Consider the following 14,634-nt stretch of genomic DNA (forward strand, 5'->3'; position numbering starts at 1 on the left):
GTGACGTCTTCGGGCAAGGCGCCTCCTCGCGACGGGGTGCCGCGCTTACGATCCACCGGTGTCTGCCAAACCCAAGTTGTCGACGGGCATCGTCGTCGGGGCCCTCGGCGTGGTGTTCGGCGACATCGGCACCAGCCCGATCTACACCCTTCAGACCGTCTTCGATCCGAGCGATCCCCACCCGGTGCCCATCGCCCGCGACCACATCTACGGCATCGTCTCGCTGATCTTCTGGTCGGTGATGCTGATCGTCACCCTCACGTACGTCACGGTCGTGATGCGCGCCGACAACCATGGCGAGGGCGGCATCATGGCCCTCATCACGCTGCTCCGTCAACGATCGGGTGCGCACGGACGCCGGAACGCGGTGATGCTGTCGGCGCTGGGGATCTTCGGCGCGGCACTGTTCTTCGGCGACAGCATGATCACCCCGGCCATCTCGGTGCTGTCGGCCGTCGAGGGTCTCAAGATCGTCGAGCCGGAACTCGAGCCGTGGATCGTACCGATCACGGCGGTCATCATCATCGGGCTGTTCTCCGTGCAGAGGCGCGGCACCGCAACGGTCGGCAAGTTCTTCGGACCCGTGATGATCCTGTGGTTCCTGTCGATCGGCGCCTGCGGCGTCGTCGGCATCACGCGCGAACCGGAGATCCTCAAGGCGCTCTCGCCCACGTACGCGCTCGGCTTCATGCTGAGTCACTTCCACATCGGCTTCTTCGCGTTGGCCGCGGTCGTCCTCGCGGTGACGGGCGCCGAAGCACTGTATGCGGACATGGGCCACTTCGGACGCAAGGCGATCACCTTCGGCTGGCTCGGTCTCGTCCTGCCCGCGTGCACGCTGAACTACTTCGGGCAGGGCGCACTGCTCCTGGGCGACGAGGAGAAGGTGACCGCGCCGTTCTTCCTGCTGACCCCGGACTGGGCGCTGGTGCCGATGGTGATCCTCGCGACCGCGGCGACGGTCATCGCGTCGCAGGCCGTCATCACCGGCGCGTTCTCGGTGGCCTCGCAGGCCGCACAGCTCGGGTACCTGCCGCGGCTGCGGGTCACGCACACGTCGGCGTCGGCGTTCGGCCAGATCTACGTGCCGTGGATCAACGGCGTCCTGATGGTCGCCGTCCTGATCCTGGTCTTCGCGTTCCGGTCGTCCGAGGCGCTGGCCTACGCGTTCGGCATGGCCGTCACGGGCACCATCACGATCACGACGACGCTCTTCTTCTACTACGCCAGGACGCGGTGGCACTGGCCCCTGTGGCTGGTGCTGGGCGGCGGCGGTGCGCTGCTCACCGTGGACCTGCTCTTCTTCGCCGCCAACCTGACCAAGCTGGTGCACGGCGCGTGGCTGCCGCTGCTCATCGCGGTGGTGGCGTTCACGGTGATGACGACGTGGCAGCGCGGACGCTCCATCGTGACGCGCAAGCGCAACGAGGTGGAGGGGCCGCTGCGTCCGTTCGTCGCAGGATTGCTGCACCGCGACCCGCCGCTGGTCCGCATCCCCGGCACGGCAATCTTCCTCAACCGTGGCAGCGAGACCGCGCCGCTGGCCATGCGGGCCAACGTCGAACACAACAACGTGCTGCACGAACACGTCGTGATCTTGTCCCTCGAGGTAGACCCCGTTCCCCGCATACCGGATTCGGAGCGGGTGTCCGTCGACGATCTCGACCTCGCCGCCGACGGCGTCATCTTCGTCAGCGCGCACTACGGCTACATGGAGCGGCCCGACGTGCCTGCGGCACTGAGGCTGCTCGACCCGGCGCAGACCGAGGGGCAGATCGACCTCGACCACGCGTCGTACTTCCTGTCGAAGCTGGAGTTGGTGGTCTGCGGGCATCCCACCATGTCGCCCTGGCGGACTCGATTGTTCGTCACGACGTCCTACATCGCCGCCGACGCGGCCGCGCACTTCAATCTGCCGGTGTCGCGCACCATCATCATCGGCTCGCGCCTGGAGGTGTAGCTACTGCACCACGGCGTCGATGGCCCGGTAGATGCGCTGCTCGCTGACCGGGCGCGGCGTGCCGAGCTGCTGCGCCCACAGGCTCACCCGCAGCTCCTCGATCTGCCTGCCGATCTCGCGGACGTCGGCCGACGCCGCACGCGACGGGGTCAGCGACCGCACCAGCGCATCGAGCGCGTCCTCCACGGCGTGCACGCGGTCCATCTTCTCGGCGTCGGCACCCACGGCCCGGGGTAGCAGTTCGAGCCTGCGGGCGATGGCGGTGAGGTAGCGCTGGAGATCGGCGAGACGCGTTGCGCCGGTGGCGGTCACGAACCCCGACGGCATGAGCCGGGCCAGCTGCGCGCGGACGTCGGCGATCGACTCGGCCTGCGCGGCCGGCGGCGAGTCGGGCAGCGCGAGCCGGGCCTCCTGTGCTGCGGCCAGCACCTTCTGGACGCGGCCGACGAGGTCGAGCGTGGTCGGCACCAGACGGGCGGCGACCTGCGTGCGCAGTGCGGTGAACTCACCACGCGTCCACACCGGCGCGGTGACCATCGTGTCGACGACGGCGTCGGCGCAGTCCTCGATCAGCGCGGCCAGCGAGCCGTCCGGGTTCGCGCCGACGAGCAGACGGGTGCGCGGGTCGAGTGCGCGCTCGACCGCCTTGACCGGCGAGGTGATCTCGAGGCGGAGCAGCCGGCGGAGGCCCGGCCCCATCCGCGCCTGCTGTTCGGCCGGCGAGGCGAAGACGTCGAGGTCGACGGCCGACCCGACGTCGACGAGAGCGGGATAGCCCCGCACGGCATGGCCGGCGGCGGTGTTCTCGATGACGCGCGGGATCTCGTCGAGATCGTCGGGCCACGAACGCATCCCGCGTCGCGCCAGGCTCCCCGACACCGCGTCGGCGACGGCCTTCTGAATCGGCGTCGCGAGCCGTTCCTTCAGACCCTCCAGGTCCTTGCCGCGGCCCACCTCCGAGCCGTCGGGCGCCTGGACCGCGAACGTGACGCGCAGGTGCGGTGGCACCTTCGTCAGGTCGAACGCGTCGATCGGCACCAGAATGCCGCTGCGCCTGCGGAGTTCGCGCTGCAGGGCATCGAGGAGCGGCTCGGCGCCCGGGTTCAGCGTCGGCAGGATCGCCCGGGCGGTATCCGGTGCGGGGACGAAGCTGCGCCGGAACTCCTTGGGCAGCGACTTGATCAGCGCGGTGATCAGTTCCTCCCGCAGTGCCGGGACGTGCCAGGCGAACTCGTCACCGCCGAGCCGGGCCAGCACCTCGACCGGCACGTGCACGGTGATGCCGTCGTCCTCGGCGCCCGGTTCGAACCGGTAGGTGATGGGCAGCTCCAGGTCGCCGGTCTGCCACGCGTCGGGCTGGTCGACGGCCTCGTCCTTGCGCAGTAGATCGTCGCGCGTGAACGTCAGAAGGTCCGGGGTGCGGTGGCGCTGCTTCTTCCACCAGGCGTCGAAGTGTCTGGCCGACACCACGTCCGCGGGCACGCGAGCGTCGTACAGCGCGTACACCTCGTCGTCGCCCACCAGCAGGTCGCGCCGGCGCGACCGCTCCTCGACCTCCGCGAGATCGGCGAGCAGCGTCGCGTTGTCGCGGAAGAAGTGGTGGCGGGTCTGCCAGTCCCCCTCGACCAGGGCGTGCCGGATGAACAGCTCGCGCGACGCGACCGGGTCGACCTGGGCGTACCCGACCTTCCGCCGGGGTACCAGCGGCAGCCCGTAGAGGGTCACGCGCTCGAATGCCATCACCGCGCCGCGCTTCGCGTCCCAGTGCGGCTCGCTGAACGTGCGCTGCACCAGGTCACCCGCGACGCGCTCGACCGCCTCGGGTTCGACGCGTGCGGCGACCCGGCCGAACAGCCGGCTGGTCTCGACGAGGTCGGCCACCATGATCCAGCGCGGCGGCCTTCGGGTGAGCACCGATCCCGGCGCCAGGACGAAGCGGGAGTTCCGTGCGCCCGCGTACTCGCGGCCGTCGCCCTCCCGTAGGCCGACGTGGGACAGCAGGCCGGCGACCAGGGCCGCGTGCACCCGCGCCGGGTCGGCGGGCTCGTCCTGCTCGCGGATGCCGAGATCCCTTGCAATGCTGCGCAACTGGCCGGTGAGATCCTGCCACTCGCGGATGCGCAGGTAGTGCAGGAACTCCTCGCGGCACATCCGGCGGAACGAGCTGCCGGACCGTTCTCGCCGCTGCTCGGACAGGTAGTTCCACAGGTTGAGGAACGACACGAAGTCGGAGTGCTCGTCGGCGAACCGTGCGTGCTTCTGCTTGGCGGCCTCCTCGCGATCGATGGGCCGTTCCCGCGGATCCGGGATCGACAGCGCCGCCGCGAGCACCAGGACCTCGCGGACGCAGCCCTCGTCGTCGGCCTGCAGGATCATCCGCCCGATGCGTGGATCGAGCGGCAGTCGCGCCAGCCGACGGCCGACGTCGGTGATTGCGCCCTGCCGGTCGAAGGCGCCGAGTTCCTGCAGCAGCGTCACGCCGTCGCGGATGCTGCGCGCCTCCGGCGGGTCGAGGAACGGGAACGCCTCGACGTCGCCGAGCCCCAGCGCCGCCATCTGCAGGATGACGGCCGCGAGGTTGGTGCGCAGGATCTCCGGATCGGTGAACCGGGGCCGGGAGTCGAAGTCGTCCTCCGAGTACAGCCGGATGCACACGCCGGGCGCGGTGCGGCCCGACCGGCCCGCACGCTGCGCGGCCGAGGCCTGCGAGATCGGCTCGATCGGCAGCCGCTGCACCTTGGTGCGGCGGCTGTAGCGCGAGATGCGAGCGGTCCCCGGGTCGACGACGTAGCGGATGCCCGGCACGGTCAGCGACGTCTCCGCGACGTTGGTGGCCAGGACGACGCGCCGCCCGGAGTGGCTCGGCGAGAACACCTTCTGCTGATCCGCGGTCGGCAGCCGGGCGTAGAGCGGGAGGATCTCGGTCGAGCGGCGGTCCCCCTTGAAGGCGTCGCGAAGCGCCTCGGCGGTGTCGCGGATCTCGCGTTCGCCGGACAGGAACACCAGTACGTCGCCGGGCAGCTCCGCCTCCAGCTCCCGCACCGCGTCGACCACCGCCTCGGTCTGATCCCGCACCTCGGTGCGGACGTCGTCACCGTCGGGGTCGTCCTCGTCGACGTCCGCCGACGTCTCCACCTCCAGTGGGCGGTAACGGATCTCGACCGGGTAGGTGCGCCCCGAGACCTCGACGATCGGCGCACCGCCGAAGTGCGCGGCGAAGCGGCCCGGCTCGATCGTCGCCGAGGTGACGATCACCTTGAGGTCGGGCCGGCGCGGCAGCAGCTCGCGGAGGTAGCCGAGCAGGAAGTCGATGTTCAGGCTGCGCTCGTGCGCCTCGTCGAGGATCAGCGTGTCGTAGGCGAGCAACCGTCGGTCGCGCTGCATCTCGGCGAGCAGGATGCCGTCGGTCATCAGCTTGACCAGCGTCCGGTCGCTCGCCTGATCGGTGAACCGCACGGTGTAGCCGATGACGTCGCCGAGGTCGGTGCCGAGTTCGTCGGCGATGCGCTGGGCCACGGTCCTCGCCGCGAGCCGCCGCGGCTGGGTGTGCCCGATCGTGCCCCGCACCCCACGGCCCAGTTCGAGACAGATCTTGGGCAGCTGGGTGGTCTTGCCGGAACCGGTCTCACCGGCGACCACGACCACCTGGTTGTCGCGGATCGCGGCGGCGATGTCGTCGCGGCGCTCGCTGACCGGCAGGTCGGGGTAGGTGATCGTCGGGATCGCGGCCGTGCGCTTGGCGATCACGGCCTCCGCCGCGGTGATCTGCTCGCCGAGTCTCCGGGCCTGCTCGGGCGTGGCACCGCGCAGTCTGCGGCCCAGCCGGGCGGCGTCGCGGAGGGTCAGCCCGTCGAGGCGGCTGCGCAGCTCGCGAACGCTCGCGGACGATTCGGACACTGGTTCGAGGATAGTGCCCTCGGGGTTGACGTCAGTCCGGGCCGACGGTGGTCAGGCAGAACGGGTGGCCCGCCGGATCGACCAGCACCCGCCACCGCCCCGGGGCGGTCTGGTGGTCTGCCTCGCGGGCGCCCAGTGCGACGGCCGCCGCGACCGCGGCGTCGAGGTCGCGGACCGACACGTCGAGGTGCATCTGCTGCAGCTGCCCCGGTTCCGGCCAGGTCGGGGCGACGTAGTGGTCGACTCGCATCATCGCCAGGACGTGCGTGCCGTCGGAGATGGCGATCACGCCGCCGTCGGGGGACTCGACCAGACGCTGCATCCCGAGCAGTGCGCCGTAGAAGTCCGCGAGGACGGCGGGGTCCGGGCAGTCGATGGACGTGGCGCCGAGGCGCCCCACCGGTTCGGGTGCGGAAGTCGTCACCGATCCACGATGGCATGCCCCGGTCGGCATCGCCGCAGCGCACGGGGGCGGCTACACCCGGACCGGCGATTTCGGCTTGGATGGGCACGATGCTTCGCCGACATTCGAGAACTCGCAGTCCGTGGGTCGTGTCCGTCGTCCTGGCACTCTCCGTGGTGCTGGCGGCGGGCTGCGACACCCCGCCGGGGACCCCGCCGCCCACGCTTCCGACGCTGCCGACGGCACCGACCACCAGCGCCTCACCCGAGCCCGCCGGACCACAGCTCGCCTACCGCGCGGCCGGTGAGATCGGCCTGGTCGACGGCACCGAGGTCGTCGCATCCGCACCGGGGACCTTCGCACCGTCGAGCGATCCCGTGATCACCGAGGACGGCCGGTTCGTCTTCGGCCACACCGGGGACGGCGACGTCGTGGCGATCGAGGTGGCGACCAGGAAGACCAGCACGGTCGCGATGCCGCCCGGCGTGCGCGTCGGTACCGCGGAGGGCAGCGTCCTGGTGTGGCTCGAGCAGCCGGGCCGACTCATGCAGATCGACCTGGCCGACCCCGCCGCCGGACCCGCGATGCGTCGACAGGTCGACCTTCCCCCCGTCGACGGGGCCACCCCGCCGCGTCTGCTCGCGGCTCGCGGTGGCACCGCCGTCCTCGCCCGCGAGGAGTCCGGTGTCGGCGACGGCGGACCGGAGACCCTCTACGCCGTCCGTGGTACCGCGCCCCCGGCGTCGCTCGGGACCGCCGAGGCCGACACTCCCGTCGCCACGGCCGCGCTGAGCGCCGACGGCAGCCGGCTGGCCTACGGCCTGTTCCGTCCCGCGGGCACGGACTGCGGGAATGCCGCGGTGGTGGTCACGGCCGCGGACGGCTCGCAGCAGACCTTCGACGTGTCGACGCCCGACCCGGCGACCGGCTCCCGGGTGACGCACATGTGGTGGCCCCGGGACCGGCCGATGGAGTTGAGCCTCGCGACGTGGCGCTGCGACCCGATCAGCTACTACTCGCCGCTGGTGTGGGAGTTCGCCGACGGCAACCTGGTCGAGGCCAAGCCCAGGACCGTGGCGCTGCAGGCGGCCGACGTCGCACCCGGTCAGCGGGCGCTGATCATCCCGCAGGGCGGCGCGTCCGCCGCGACGTCCGGAACGCTGATCCTCGAGGACAGCGGCCGCCGCCTACCCATCAAGACCGACGTGGACGCCGTCGACGTCATCCCGGCGCCATAGCCCCGAACTGGCGGGCCGTGACCCGGCTGCGGCGGTAGAGCACCCCGACGGCGATCGACACCTCGAGCACGGCGATCGCCGTCGCGGCCGCCATCGCGGTGCCCATCGGGGTCGCGGTGACGGTCACGCCGCTCAGGTGGTGATGCGACGCCGACGGCATGTGGAGCGCGACCATCGCGACGTTCATCGTCGCGACGAGGACCCAGGCGCGTGAGGTGCCGCGCGACCACAGGTCGTAGGCGCACGACACGCACGTCGCGATCATGACGAGCATCAGCGCCGTGGCTGCCGGGGTGCCAGCGTGCCCGAGCGAAAGTCCGTGCAACGCGGCCGAACCTACCGCGAGAACCGCGCAGGCGCGCCGGCCGGTCACCGCGACGCTCATGTCGGCCCGGCCGTGACGGCGGCCAGCGCGTCCTGGCCGCGCGTCACCTGCTTCTCCGTGACGAGGAGCTGCTGGCGTGCGTCTTCCCATTCCCGGGCCGAGACGATCGCGGGTGTGTCCATGGGTGGCCTCCGTCTGCCATTGTCGGTCAATCCGGTGTGTTCGGCAGCGCGAACTGCCGCCTCCGATGTCGACCTGGCGGGCGGGGTGGACTCATCGCGAGGCTCTCGGCGTCACCCCCGCGGGAGTCGCGTAATGGCGAGGAAGTGCGAGTGGGCGTCTACAAAAAGCAACTCTCGCGGCGCCGCGGCCCCGTCACCCAGCGAGACAGCGCTGACTGTCGTGACGCATGCCTCGTAGCAGCCATGGGCCCTGTCTCGCTGAAACCACGCCGCGCCTCGGCGGCGTCACCGCGAGAGTCGCGTAATGGCGAAGAAGTGCGAGTGGACGTCTACAAAAAGCAACTCTCGTGGCGGCGGCGCGGGCAACCCCGGCGCCGAGTCAGCGCTGACTGTCGTGACGGGCGCCGCTTGGCAGCCATGGGCGCTGTCTCGGCGAAACCCCGCCGCGTCCCTCGCCGAGACGGAAGCCAGTGTCGCGATCGCGCCCGTGCAACGACGTGACTCTCCAGTTCGGCGCACACACGAAGAAGGGGCACCCGCCGCAGCGGATGCCCCTCCGGGGTCGAGACCTAGCGGCCGTTGCCCACGATCGACTGCGCCGAGCCGACCTGAGCGTGCTGCTGGATGTCGTGAACCCAGCCGTGGTGGTCGATGTCGGCGGAGGCCGGGGCGGCCAGGGCGAACATGGCGGCGGCGAATCCTGCGGCGATGGTGGTCGAGATTCCGAACTTCTTCATGATCTTCTTCTTTCTCGTTGTCTCTCTTGGCCTCTCGGCTGTGTTTCCAGCCGGTCTGACACGTCCAACCGGCGCACCCGCCCGTCCATTTCCGTTGGCAGTGATTGACCGGCGGGTGGCAGGAATCAACCCGTCGACAGCCGTCGGCGGAAGTTCAGCCAGACTTTTTCCGGCGTTTTCTTGAAATGTTCCAGAAAAAGGGCGAAGATCGTGTCAATGCCTGAAGCCCCCGAGTTCCGGACACTGCTGCGGAGTGCGAACCTCCGCATCACGCGTCCTCGTCTCGCGGTGATGCAGGCGGTCCACGACCACCCGCACGCCGAGACCGACGCCGTCATCCGTGCCACCCGCGAGCACGCTCCGGACGTCTCCCACCAGACGGTCTACGACGCGCTGAACGCGCTCACGGCCGCCGGCCTCGTCCGCCGCATCCAGCCCAACGGGTCGCTGGCCCGCTACGAGGCGCGCGTCGGCGACAACCACCACCACGTCGTGTGCCGGTCCTGCGGGACCATCGCCGACGTCGACTGCGCGGTCGGTGAGGCGCCCTGCCTCACCGCATCGGACGACCAGGGCTTCGTCATCGACGAGGCCGAGGTCATCTACTGGGGACTCTGCCCCGACTGCGCGGAAGCCCGGATTCCGTAGACCCCCGTATTTTCAGAGATCACAGCCCGTGATCGCAGCCACCACGATGAAAGGGAAGAAATAGTGTCGTCTGATACCTCAGATGCTCGCCCACCGCACTCCGACGCCAACACCGCCAGCCACAGTGAGTCCGAGAATCCGGTCATCGATTCGCCGAAGCCCACGGGCCACGCGCCGCTGACCAACCAGGACTGGTGGCCCGAGCAGGTCGACGTGTCCGTGCTGCACCGCCAGCCGGCGAAGGGCAACCCCCTCGGCGAGGACTTCAACTACGGCGAAGAGTTCAAGAAGCTCGACGTCGACGCCCTCAAGGCCGACGTCATGAGCGTCATCACCACCTCGCAGGACTGGTGGCCCGCCGACTACGGCAGCTACGCCGGCCTGTTCATCCGGATGAGCTGGCACGCCGCAGGCACCTACCGCATCTACGACGGACGCGGCGGCGGCGGTCAGGGCGCGCAGCGCTTCGCACCGCTCAACAGCTGGCCCGACAACGCCAACCTCGACAAGGCCCGCCGCCTGCTGTGGCCGGTCAAGCAGAAGTACGGCAGCAAGATCTCCTGGGCCGACCTGCTGGTGTTCGCCGGCAACGTCGCGCTCGAGTCGGCCGACTTCGAGACCTTCGGCTTCGCATTCGGCCGCGAGGACATCTGGGAGCCCGAGGAGATCCTCTTCGGCCAGGAGGACACCTGGCTGGGCACCGACAAGCGCTACACCGGTGAGCGCGAGCTGGCAGAGCCGTTCGGCGCCACCACGATGGGCCTGATCTACGTCAACCCGGAGGGCCCGGAGGGCAAGCCGGATCCGCTGGCCGCCGCGCACGACATCCGCGAGACGTTCGGCCGGATGGCGATGAACGACGAGGAGACCGCCGCGCTGATCGTCGGTGGCCACACCCTCGGCAAGACCCACGGCGCCGGCGACGGCGACCTGGTCGGACCCGAGCCCGAGGGCGCCCCGATCGAACAGCAGGGCCTGGGCTGGAAGTGCGCGTTCGCCTCCGGCAAGGCCGGCGACACGATCACCAGTGGTCTCGAGGTCGTGTGGACCCCGACGCCGACCAAGTGGAGCAACGCCTACCTTGAGCTGCTGTACGGCAACGAGTGGGAGCTGACCAAGAGCCCCGCGGGCGCCTGGCAGTTCGAGGCCAAGGACTCCGAGGCGATCATCCCCGATCCGTTCGGTGGTCCGCCGCGCAAGCCCACGATGCTGGTCACCGACGTCTCGATGCGGGTCGACCCCATCTACGGCAAGATCACCCGCCGCTGGCTCGACCATCCCGAGGAGATGAACGCCGCCTTCGCGAAGGCCTGGTACAAGCTCCTGCACCGCGACATGGGCCCCGTGAGCCGTTACCTCGGCCCGTGGATCCCCGAGCCGCAGATCTGGCAGGACCCGGTGCCGGCCGTCGACCACGCGCTCGTCGACGACGCCGACATCGCGTCGCTCAAGGCCACGGTGCTCGACTCCGGGCTGAGCGTGCCGCAGCTGGTGAAGACCGCCTGGGCGTCGGCGTCGAGCTTCCGCGGCACCGACAAGCGCGGTGGCGCCAACGGGGCGCGGCTGCGCCTCGAGCCGCAGCGCAACTGGGAGGCCAACGAGCCGTCCGAGTTGGCGAAGGTGCTGCCGGTGCTGGAGCGGATCCAGTCGGACTTCAACGCCTCCGCATCCGGCGGCAAGAAGGTCTCGCTGGCCGACCTGATCATCCTCGCCGGTGACGCCGCGATCGAGAAGGCCGCCAAGGACGCGGGTTTCGAGATCAACGTGCACTTCGCGCCGGGTCGCACCGACGCGACGCAGGAGCAGACGGACGCCGAGTCGTTCGAGGTGCTCGAGCCGCGCGCCGACGGGTTCCGCAACTACGTCCGTCCGGGTGAGAAGACGGCACTGGAGAAGCTGCTGATCGAGAAGGCGTACATGCTCGATCTGACGGCGCCGGAACTCACGGTGCTCATCGGCGGGCTCCGTGCCCTGGGCGCCAACCACGGTGGCACCAAGCACGGCGTCTTCACCGATCGACCGGGCACGCTGACCAACGACTTCTTCGTGAACCTGCTCGACATGAACACGAAGTGGAAGTCGGCGTCGACGGGCGAGAACGTCTACGAGGGCAACGACCGCACGACGGGCGAGCTCAAGTGGACCGCCACGGTCAACGACCTGGTGTTCGGCTCGAACTCGGTGCTGCGCGCCATCGCCGAGGTCTACGCCCAGGACGACCAGACGAAGTTCGTCGAGGACTTCGTCGCCGCGTGGGTCAAGGTGACGAACAACGACCGGTTCGATCTCGAGAAGTTCTGACCGACACCGAATGAGACGGCGCCCGCGAGTGATCGCGGGCGCCGTTCTCGTTCCGAGCAGTTCAGGTCAGGAGCCGGGACACCGCACGGTTGATCCGGCGTCGCGGCCAGCCGCGTCGGCCGTCGGAGGCGAGCGCCGCACGAGCCGCGTTGCGGCCGCACACGCCGTGCACCCCACCGCCGGGACTGGCGCCCGCACTGCCGAGGAAGACGTTCTCGACGTGCGTCTCCGCGCGACCGAAGCCGGGTGCGGGCCGGAAGATCAACTGCTGGAACAACTGTGATGTTCCACCGTTGACGGCGCCGGTGTGCAGGTTCGCGTCGCTGGCCTCGAGGTCGGACGGCCGCTGGATGGTCTTGCCGACGACGTGGGAGGCGAACCCGGGGGCGTGCTCCTCGAGCACCCGGTCCACCGACTCGGAAAGCCGTGCGGCCGACGCGTCGTCGGCCAGCCCGCGGGGCAGATGCGTGTAGGCCCAGGCACTCTCGGTGCCCTCCGGCGATCGGGTCGCGTCCGAGGTCGTCATCTGGCCGAAGAGCAGGAACGGGTGCTCGGGCAGCGTGTCGGTGTTGAGGTCGGCCATCCACCGGACCAGCCCGTGGTGGTCGGCGCCGAGGTGCACCGTGCCGGCACCGGTGAGGCTCTTCGAGCGCCACGGGATCGGGGCGTCCAGTGCGTAGTTCATCTTGAGCACCGGTGTGTCCCAGACGAAGCGGTCCAGCCCGTGTCGCAGGTTGGTCGGCAGCGTGTCGCTGGGCAGCAGGCGCTCGAACAGCTGCGGCGCGGAGGTGTCGGCGATGACGGCCCGGCGCACCCGCACCCGTCGGCCGTCGGCGGTGCGCACCACGACTGCGCGGCCACCGGCCATCTCGATCGCCTCGACGGGACGTCCGCACTCGACGCGGGCGCCTGCCGACTCGGCGCGCCGCACCAGGGCGCCAGCCAGTTCCCCCGCCCCGCCGACGGGCACCGGGAATCCGCCGTCCTGGGCGAGCATGATCAGCAGGTAGCCCATGACGCCGCTACCCGGGGCGTCGATCGGCACGTCCGCGTGCATCGCGTTGCCCAGCAGCAGGAGTCGCGCGGCGTCGCCCGCGAACAGGTGCTGGCTCATCAGTCCGGCAGGCAGCAGCAGCAGGTGGGCGAGTCGCAGCGCGTCGGCCGTCCCGAGGGTGCGCAGCAGTCCCGCCGCACCGCGCACGGGCGGGAACGGCGCGAACAGCGTCCGGAGCAGGTGGTCCTTGATGCCCTGGTACTGCTCGAAGAGGTCGCACCAGCGTGCGCCGTCTCCGGGATGGTCGTGGTCCAATCCTGCTGCGGTGCGGTCGATGTCGCGGTAGATGACGGGAGCGTCGTCGTCGGCGGCGTTGCGGGCGTGGCCCACCACGGCGGGCGCGTGCGACCACCGCAGGCCGTGGTCCTCCAGGTTCATCTCCTGAAGCGCAGGGGATGCCACCGACAGCGGGTAGAACGCGCTGTACAGGTCACTGACATACCCGGGGGTCAGCTCGGCGCTCTTCACCGCGCCGCCGGGATGGGCCTGCGCCTCGAGGACGACGACGTCCCAGCCGGCGTCGGCGAGGTGCGCTGCGGCCACCAGCCCGTTGTGTCCCGCTCCGATCACCACGGCATCCGCGGTGTCGGTGACGCCGCTAATCGACATCGTGGGGTTGCTTGCGCTCGGCGATCGCCGCGAGCCGCCAGGTGCACTCCCGGTTGCGGGGCATCGCGGCGAGCAGTGCCGCGCGCTCGGGAACCCATCCCATCGGGGCACCGACGGGCACCTCGGCCATCTCTATGCGGCATCCGGTCGGAACGTCGAACAGCTGCAACGTGATCCGCGCCTTGCCGAACGGTCTGCCCTTGGCGATCAGGACCAGCCGTCGCTGCGGAACGCACTCGTCGACCACCGTCTCGTCGTTCAGCAGCAGCGGCCAGACGCCTACGGAGTGGTGGATGGTGCTGCCCACGGCGGGCCAGTCCGGGTCGACGGCGCGCATCCGGCTGTTGCCGACCACCCACTGCGTGTAGGTCCAGCCGTCGGCCATCACGTCCCAGACCTGCCGGCGCGTGGCGGTGGTGTCGCGCTTGACGGTCAGCGAGCTGTCTTCACTGCCAGACACGGGATCTCGACCTTTCCTGGGTCATCGGTCACCGAACGGTGTGGCGATCAGCCGGTTTGCCGTCGCCTTGACGGAGTCGGGTAGGGCGCGCGCGATCAGGCCGGTCGCCTTGCTGATCGGCGACGAGGCGACGACCTTGCGGTCGCCCCGCAGCATGGCGTCGTAGCCCTGCCGCGCAGTCTTGGCGGGATCGTCCTTGAGGGGCATCCGCGCGAGCGGGGTGTCGAGCATCCGGACGCGGCGGAAGAAGTCGGTGTCGGTGGCGCCGGGCATCAGCGCGGTCACCGTCACGTCGCCGTCGCGGAACTCGTCGTGCAGCGCCTGGGCGAACGACTGCACGAACGCCTTCGACGCGTTGTACATCGACTGGTACGAACCGGGCATCATCGCCACCAGAGACGACGTGAACAGCAGCCGGCCGGCCCCGCGGGACGTCATGTCGCGCAGCACGAGCTTGGCGAGGTGCACCGTCGACCGGACGTTGACGTCGATGATCCGCAGGTCGGCGTCCAGGTCGCCGTCGACGAACCGCCCTGCCCGGCCGGTGCCTGCGTTGAGGGCCGCGGCGTCGATCGCCCGGCCGCTCTCGGTGGCGGTCTCGTACAGGCGCTCCACCGCGCTCGGATCGGCGAGGTCGACGCGGACCGGGCGCACCGACGTCCCGTAGGTGGCCAGGTCCCGGGCGGCGGTCTCGATGCGGTCGTCGTCGGCGGCGATCACCAGGTCGTGGCCGTCGGCGGCGAACAGCCTGGCCAGTTCGAGACCGATGCCACTCGACGCACCCGTCACCACGGCCAGCCTCGCTTCGGACATGGCGGGT

12 protein-coding genes are annotated in these 14,634 nt (G+C 70.2%); 4 read left to right on the forward strand and 8 right to left on the reverse strand.

Features of this window, described 5'->3' with window-relative positions; translation table 11 throughout:
- The first annotated feature begins 58 nt into the window (after positions 1–58).
- Positions 59–1,960 carry a potassium transporter Kup gene (locus G6N64_RS04040; RefSeq protein ID WP_163795714.1) on the forward strand — a complete coding sequence of 634 codons (1,902 nt, stop codon included), beginning with the start codon at positions 59–61 and terminating at the stop codon, positions 1,958–1,960.
- Here the strand turns inward: G6N64_RS04040 and hrpA are convergent, their stop codons facing one another.
- Positions 1,961–5,857 carry an ATP-dependent RNA helicase HrpA gene (hrpA, locus tag G6N64_RS04045; RefSeq protein WP_163795715.1) on the reverse strand — a complete coding sequence of 1,299 codons (3,897 nt, stop codon included), beginning with the start codon at positions 5,855–5,857 and terminating at the stop codon, positions 1,961–1,963.
- 31 nt (positions 5,858–5,888) lie between these two features.
- Positions 5,889–6,281 carry a VOC family protein gene (locus tag G6N64_RS04050; protein WP_246230935.1) on the reverse strand — a complete coding sequence of 131 codons (393 nt, stop codon included), beginning with the start codon at positions 6,279–6,281 and terminating at the stop codon, positions 5,889–5,891.
- Positions 6,282–6,409: 128 nt separating this feature from the next.
- On the opposite strand from G6N64_RS04050, the gene G6N64_RS04055 reads away from it, so the two are divergent.
- Positions 6,410–7,498, forward strand: coding sequence for a hypothetical protein (locus G6N64_RS04055; RefSeq protein ID WP_246230936.1), 1,089 nt, complete (start codon positions 6,410–6,412; stop codon positions 7,496–7,498).
- On the opposite strand, the gene G6N64_RS04060 is transcribed toward G6N64_RS04055, so the two are convergent.
- The 3 genes from G6N64_RS04060 to G6N64_RS29880 form a co-directional block, all read right to left on the reverse strand.
- Entirely contained in the window at positions 7,482–7,883 is a 402-nt protein-coding gene (locus G6N64_RS04060) for a hypothetical protein (RefSeq protein WP_163795718.1), read from the reverse strand. The two genes, G6N64_RS04055 and G6N64_RS04060, sit on opposite strands and share 17 nt — an antisense overlap.
- Positions 7,880–8,005, reverse strand: a complete 126-nt coding sequence (locus G6N64_RS04065; protein ID WP_163795719.1) for a DUF899 family protein — start codon at positions 8,003–8,005, stop codon at positions 7,880–7,882. The genes G6N64_RS04060 and G6N64_RS04065 overlap by 4 nt, the downstream gene beginning before the upstream one ends.
- A 569-nt stretch (positions 8,006–8,574) precedes the next feature.
- Positions 8,575–8,742 (reverse strand): hypothetical protein, encoded by a 168-nt coding sequence (locus G6N64_RS29880; RefSeq protein WP_174266755.1) that lies wholly within the window; start codon positions 8,740–8,742, stop codon positions 8,575–8,577.
- A 216-nt stretch (positions 8,743–8,958) separates the two neighbouring features.
- Between G6N64_RS29880 and G6N64_RS04070 the strand changes: the two genes are divergently transcribed.
- Both G6N64_RS04070 and katG read left to right on the forward strand, forming a co-directional pair.
- Positions 8,959–9,390 (forward strand): Fur family transcriptional regulator, encoded by a 432-nt coding sequence (locus G6N64_RS04070; protein WP_163795720.1) that lies wholly within the window; start codon positions 8,959–8,961, stop codon positions 9,388–9,390.
- 63 nt (positions 9,391–9,453) lie between these two features.
- On the forward strand, positions 9,454–11,691 hold the full coding sequence (katG, locus tag G6N64_RS04075) for a catalase/peroxidase HPI (RefSeq protein WP_163795721.1): 2,238 nt from the start codon (positions 9,454–9,456) through the stop codon (positions 11,689–11,691).
- A 61-nt stretch (positions 11,692–11,752) separates the two neighbouring features.
- On the opposite strand, the gene G6N64_RS04080 is transcribed toward katG, so the two are convergent.
- From G6N64_RS04080 to G6N64_RS04090, 3 genes are all read right to left on the reverse strand, one after another.
- The gene (locus G6N64_RS04080; protein WP_163795722.1) at positions 11,753–13,354 is read right to left on the reverse strand and encodes a phytoene desaturase family protein; all 1,602 of its coding nucleotides are present in this window, start codon (positions 13,352–13,354) and stop codon (positions 11,753–11,755) included.
- Positions 13,344–13,739, reverse strand: coding sequence for an SRPBCC family protein (locus G6N64_RS04085; protein WP_246231188.1), 396 nt, complete (start codon positions 13,737–13,739; stop codon positions 13,344–13,346). Before G6N64_RS04085 ends, G6N64_RS04080 begins: the two co-directional genes overlap by 11 nt.
- Positions 13,740–13,835: 96 nt before the next feature.
- Positions 13,836–14,627: an SDR family NAD(P)-dependent oxidoreductase gene (locus tag G6N64_RS04090; protein ID WP_163795724.1), complete on the reverse strand. Its 792-nt coding sequence runs from the start codon at positions 14,625–14,627 to the stop codon at positions 13,836–13,838.
- Between the last annotated feature and the right edge of the window lie 7 nt (positions 14,628–14,634).

Origin of the sequence: Mycolicibacterium sediminis (assembly GCF_010731735.1) — a bacterium.
Classification (GTDB): domain Bacteria; phylum Actinomycetota; class Actinomycetes; order Mycobacteriales; family Mycobacteriaceae; genus Mycobacterium; species Mycobacterium sediminis.

Bases quoted from the DNA above. Each gene is read 5' to 3' on its own strand.
- G6N64_RS29880 (WP_174266755.1), bottom strand. From the start codon at position 8,742: ATGAAGAAGTTCGGAATCTCGACCACCATCGCCGCAGGATTCGCCGCC.
- G6N64_RS04065 (WP_163795719.1), bottom strand. From the start codon at position 8,005: ATGGACACACCCGCGATCGTCTCGGCCCGGGAATGGGAAGACGCACGC.
- G6N64_RS04085 (WP_246231188.1), bottom strand. From the start codon at position 13,739: ATGGCCGACGGCTGGACCTACACGCAGTGGGTGGTCGGCAACAGCCGG.
- G6N64_RS04060 (WP_163795718.1), bottom strand. From the start codon at position 7,883: ATGAGCGTCGCGGTGACCGGCCGGCGCGCCTGCGCGGTTCTCGCGGTA.
- G6N64_RS04070 (WP_163795720.1), top strand. From the start codon at position 8,959: ATGCCTGAAGCCCCCGAGTTCCGGACACTGCTGCGGAGTGCGAACCTC.
- G6N64_RS04090 (WP_163795724.1), bottom strand. From the start codon at position 14,627: ATGTCCGAAGCGAGGCTGGCCGTGGTGACGGGTGCGTCGAGTGGCATC.
- G6N64_RS04080 (WP_163795722.1), bottom strand. From the start codon at position 13,354: ATGTCGATTAGCGGCGTCACCGACACCGCGGATGCCGTGGTGATCGGA.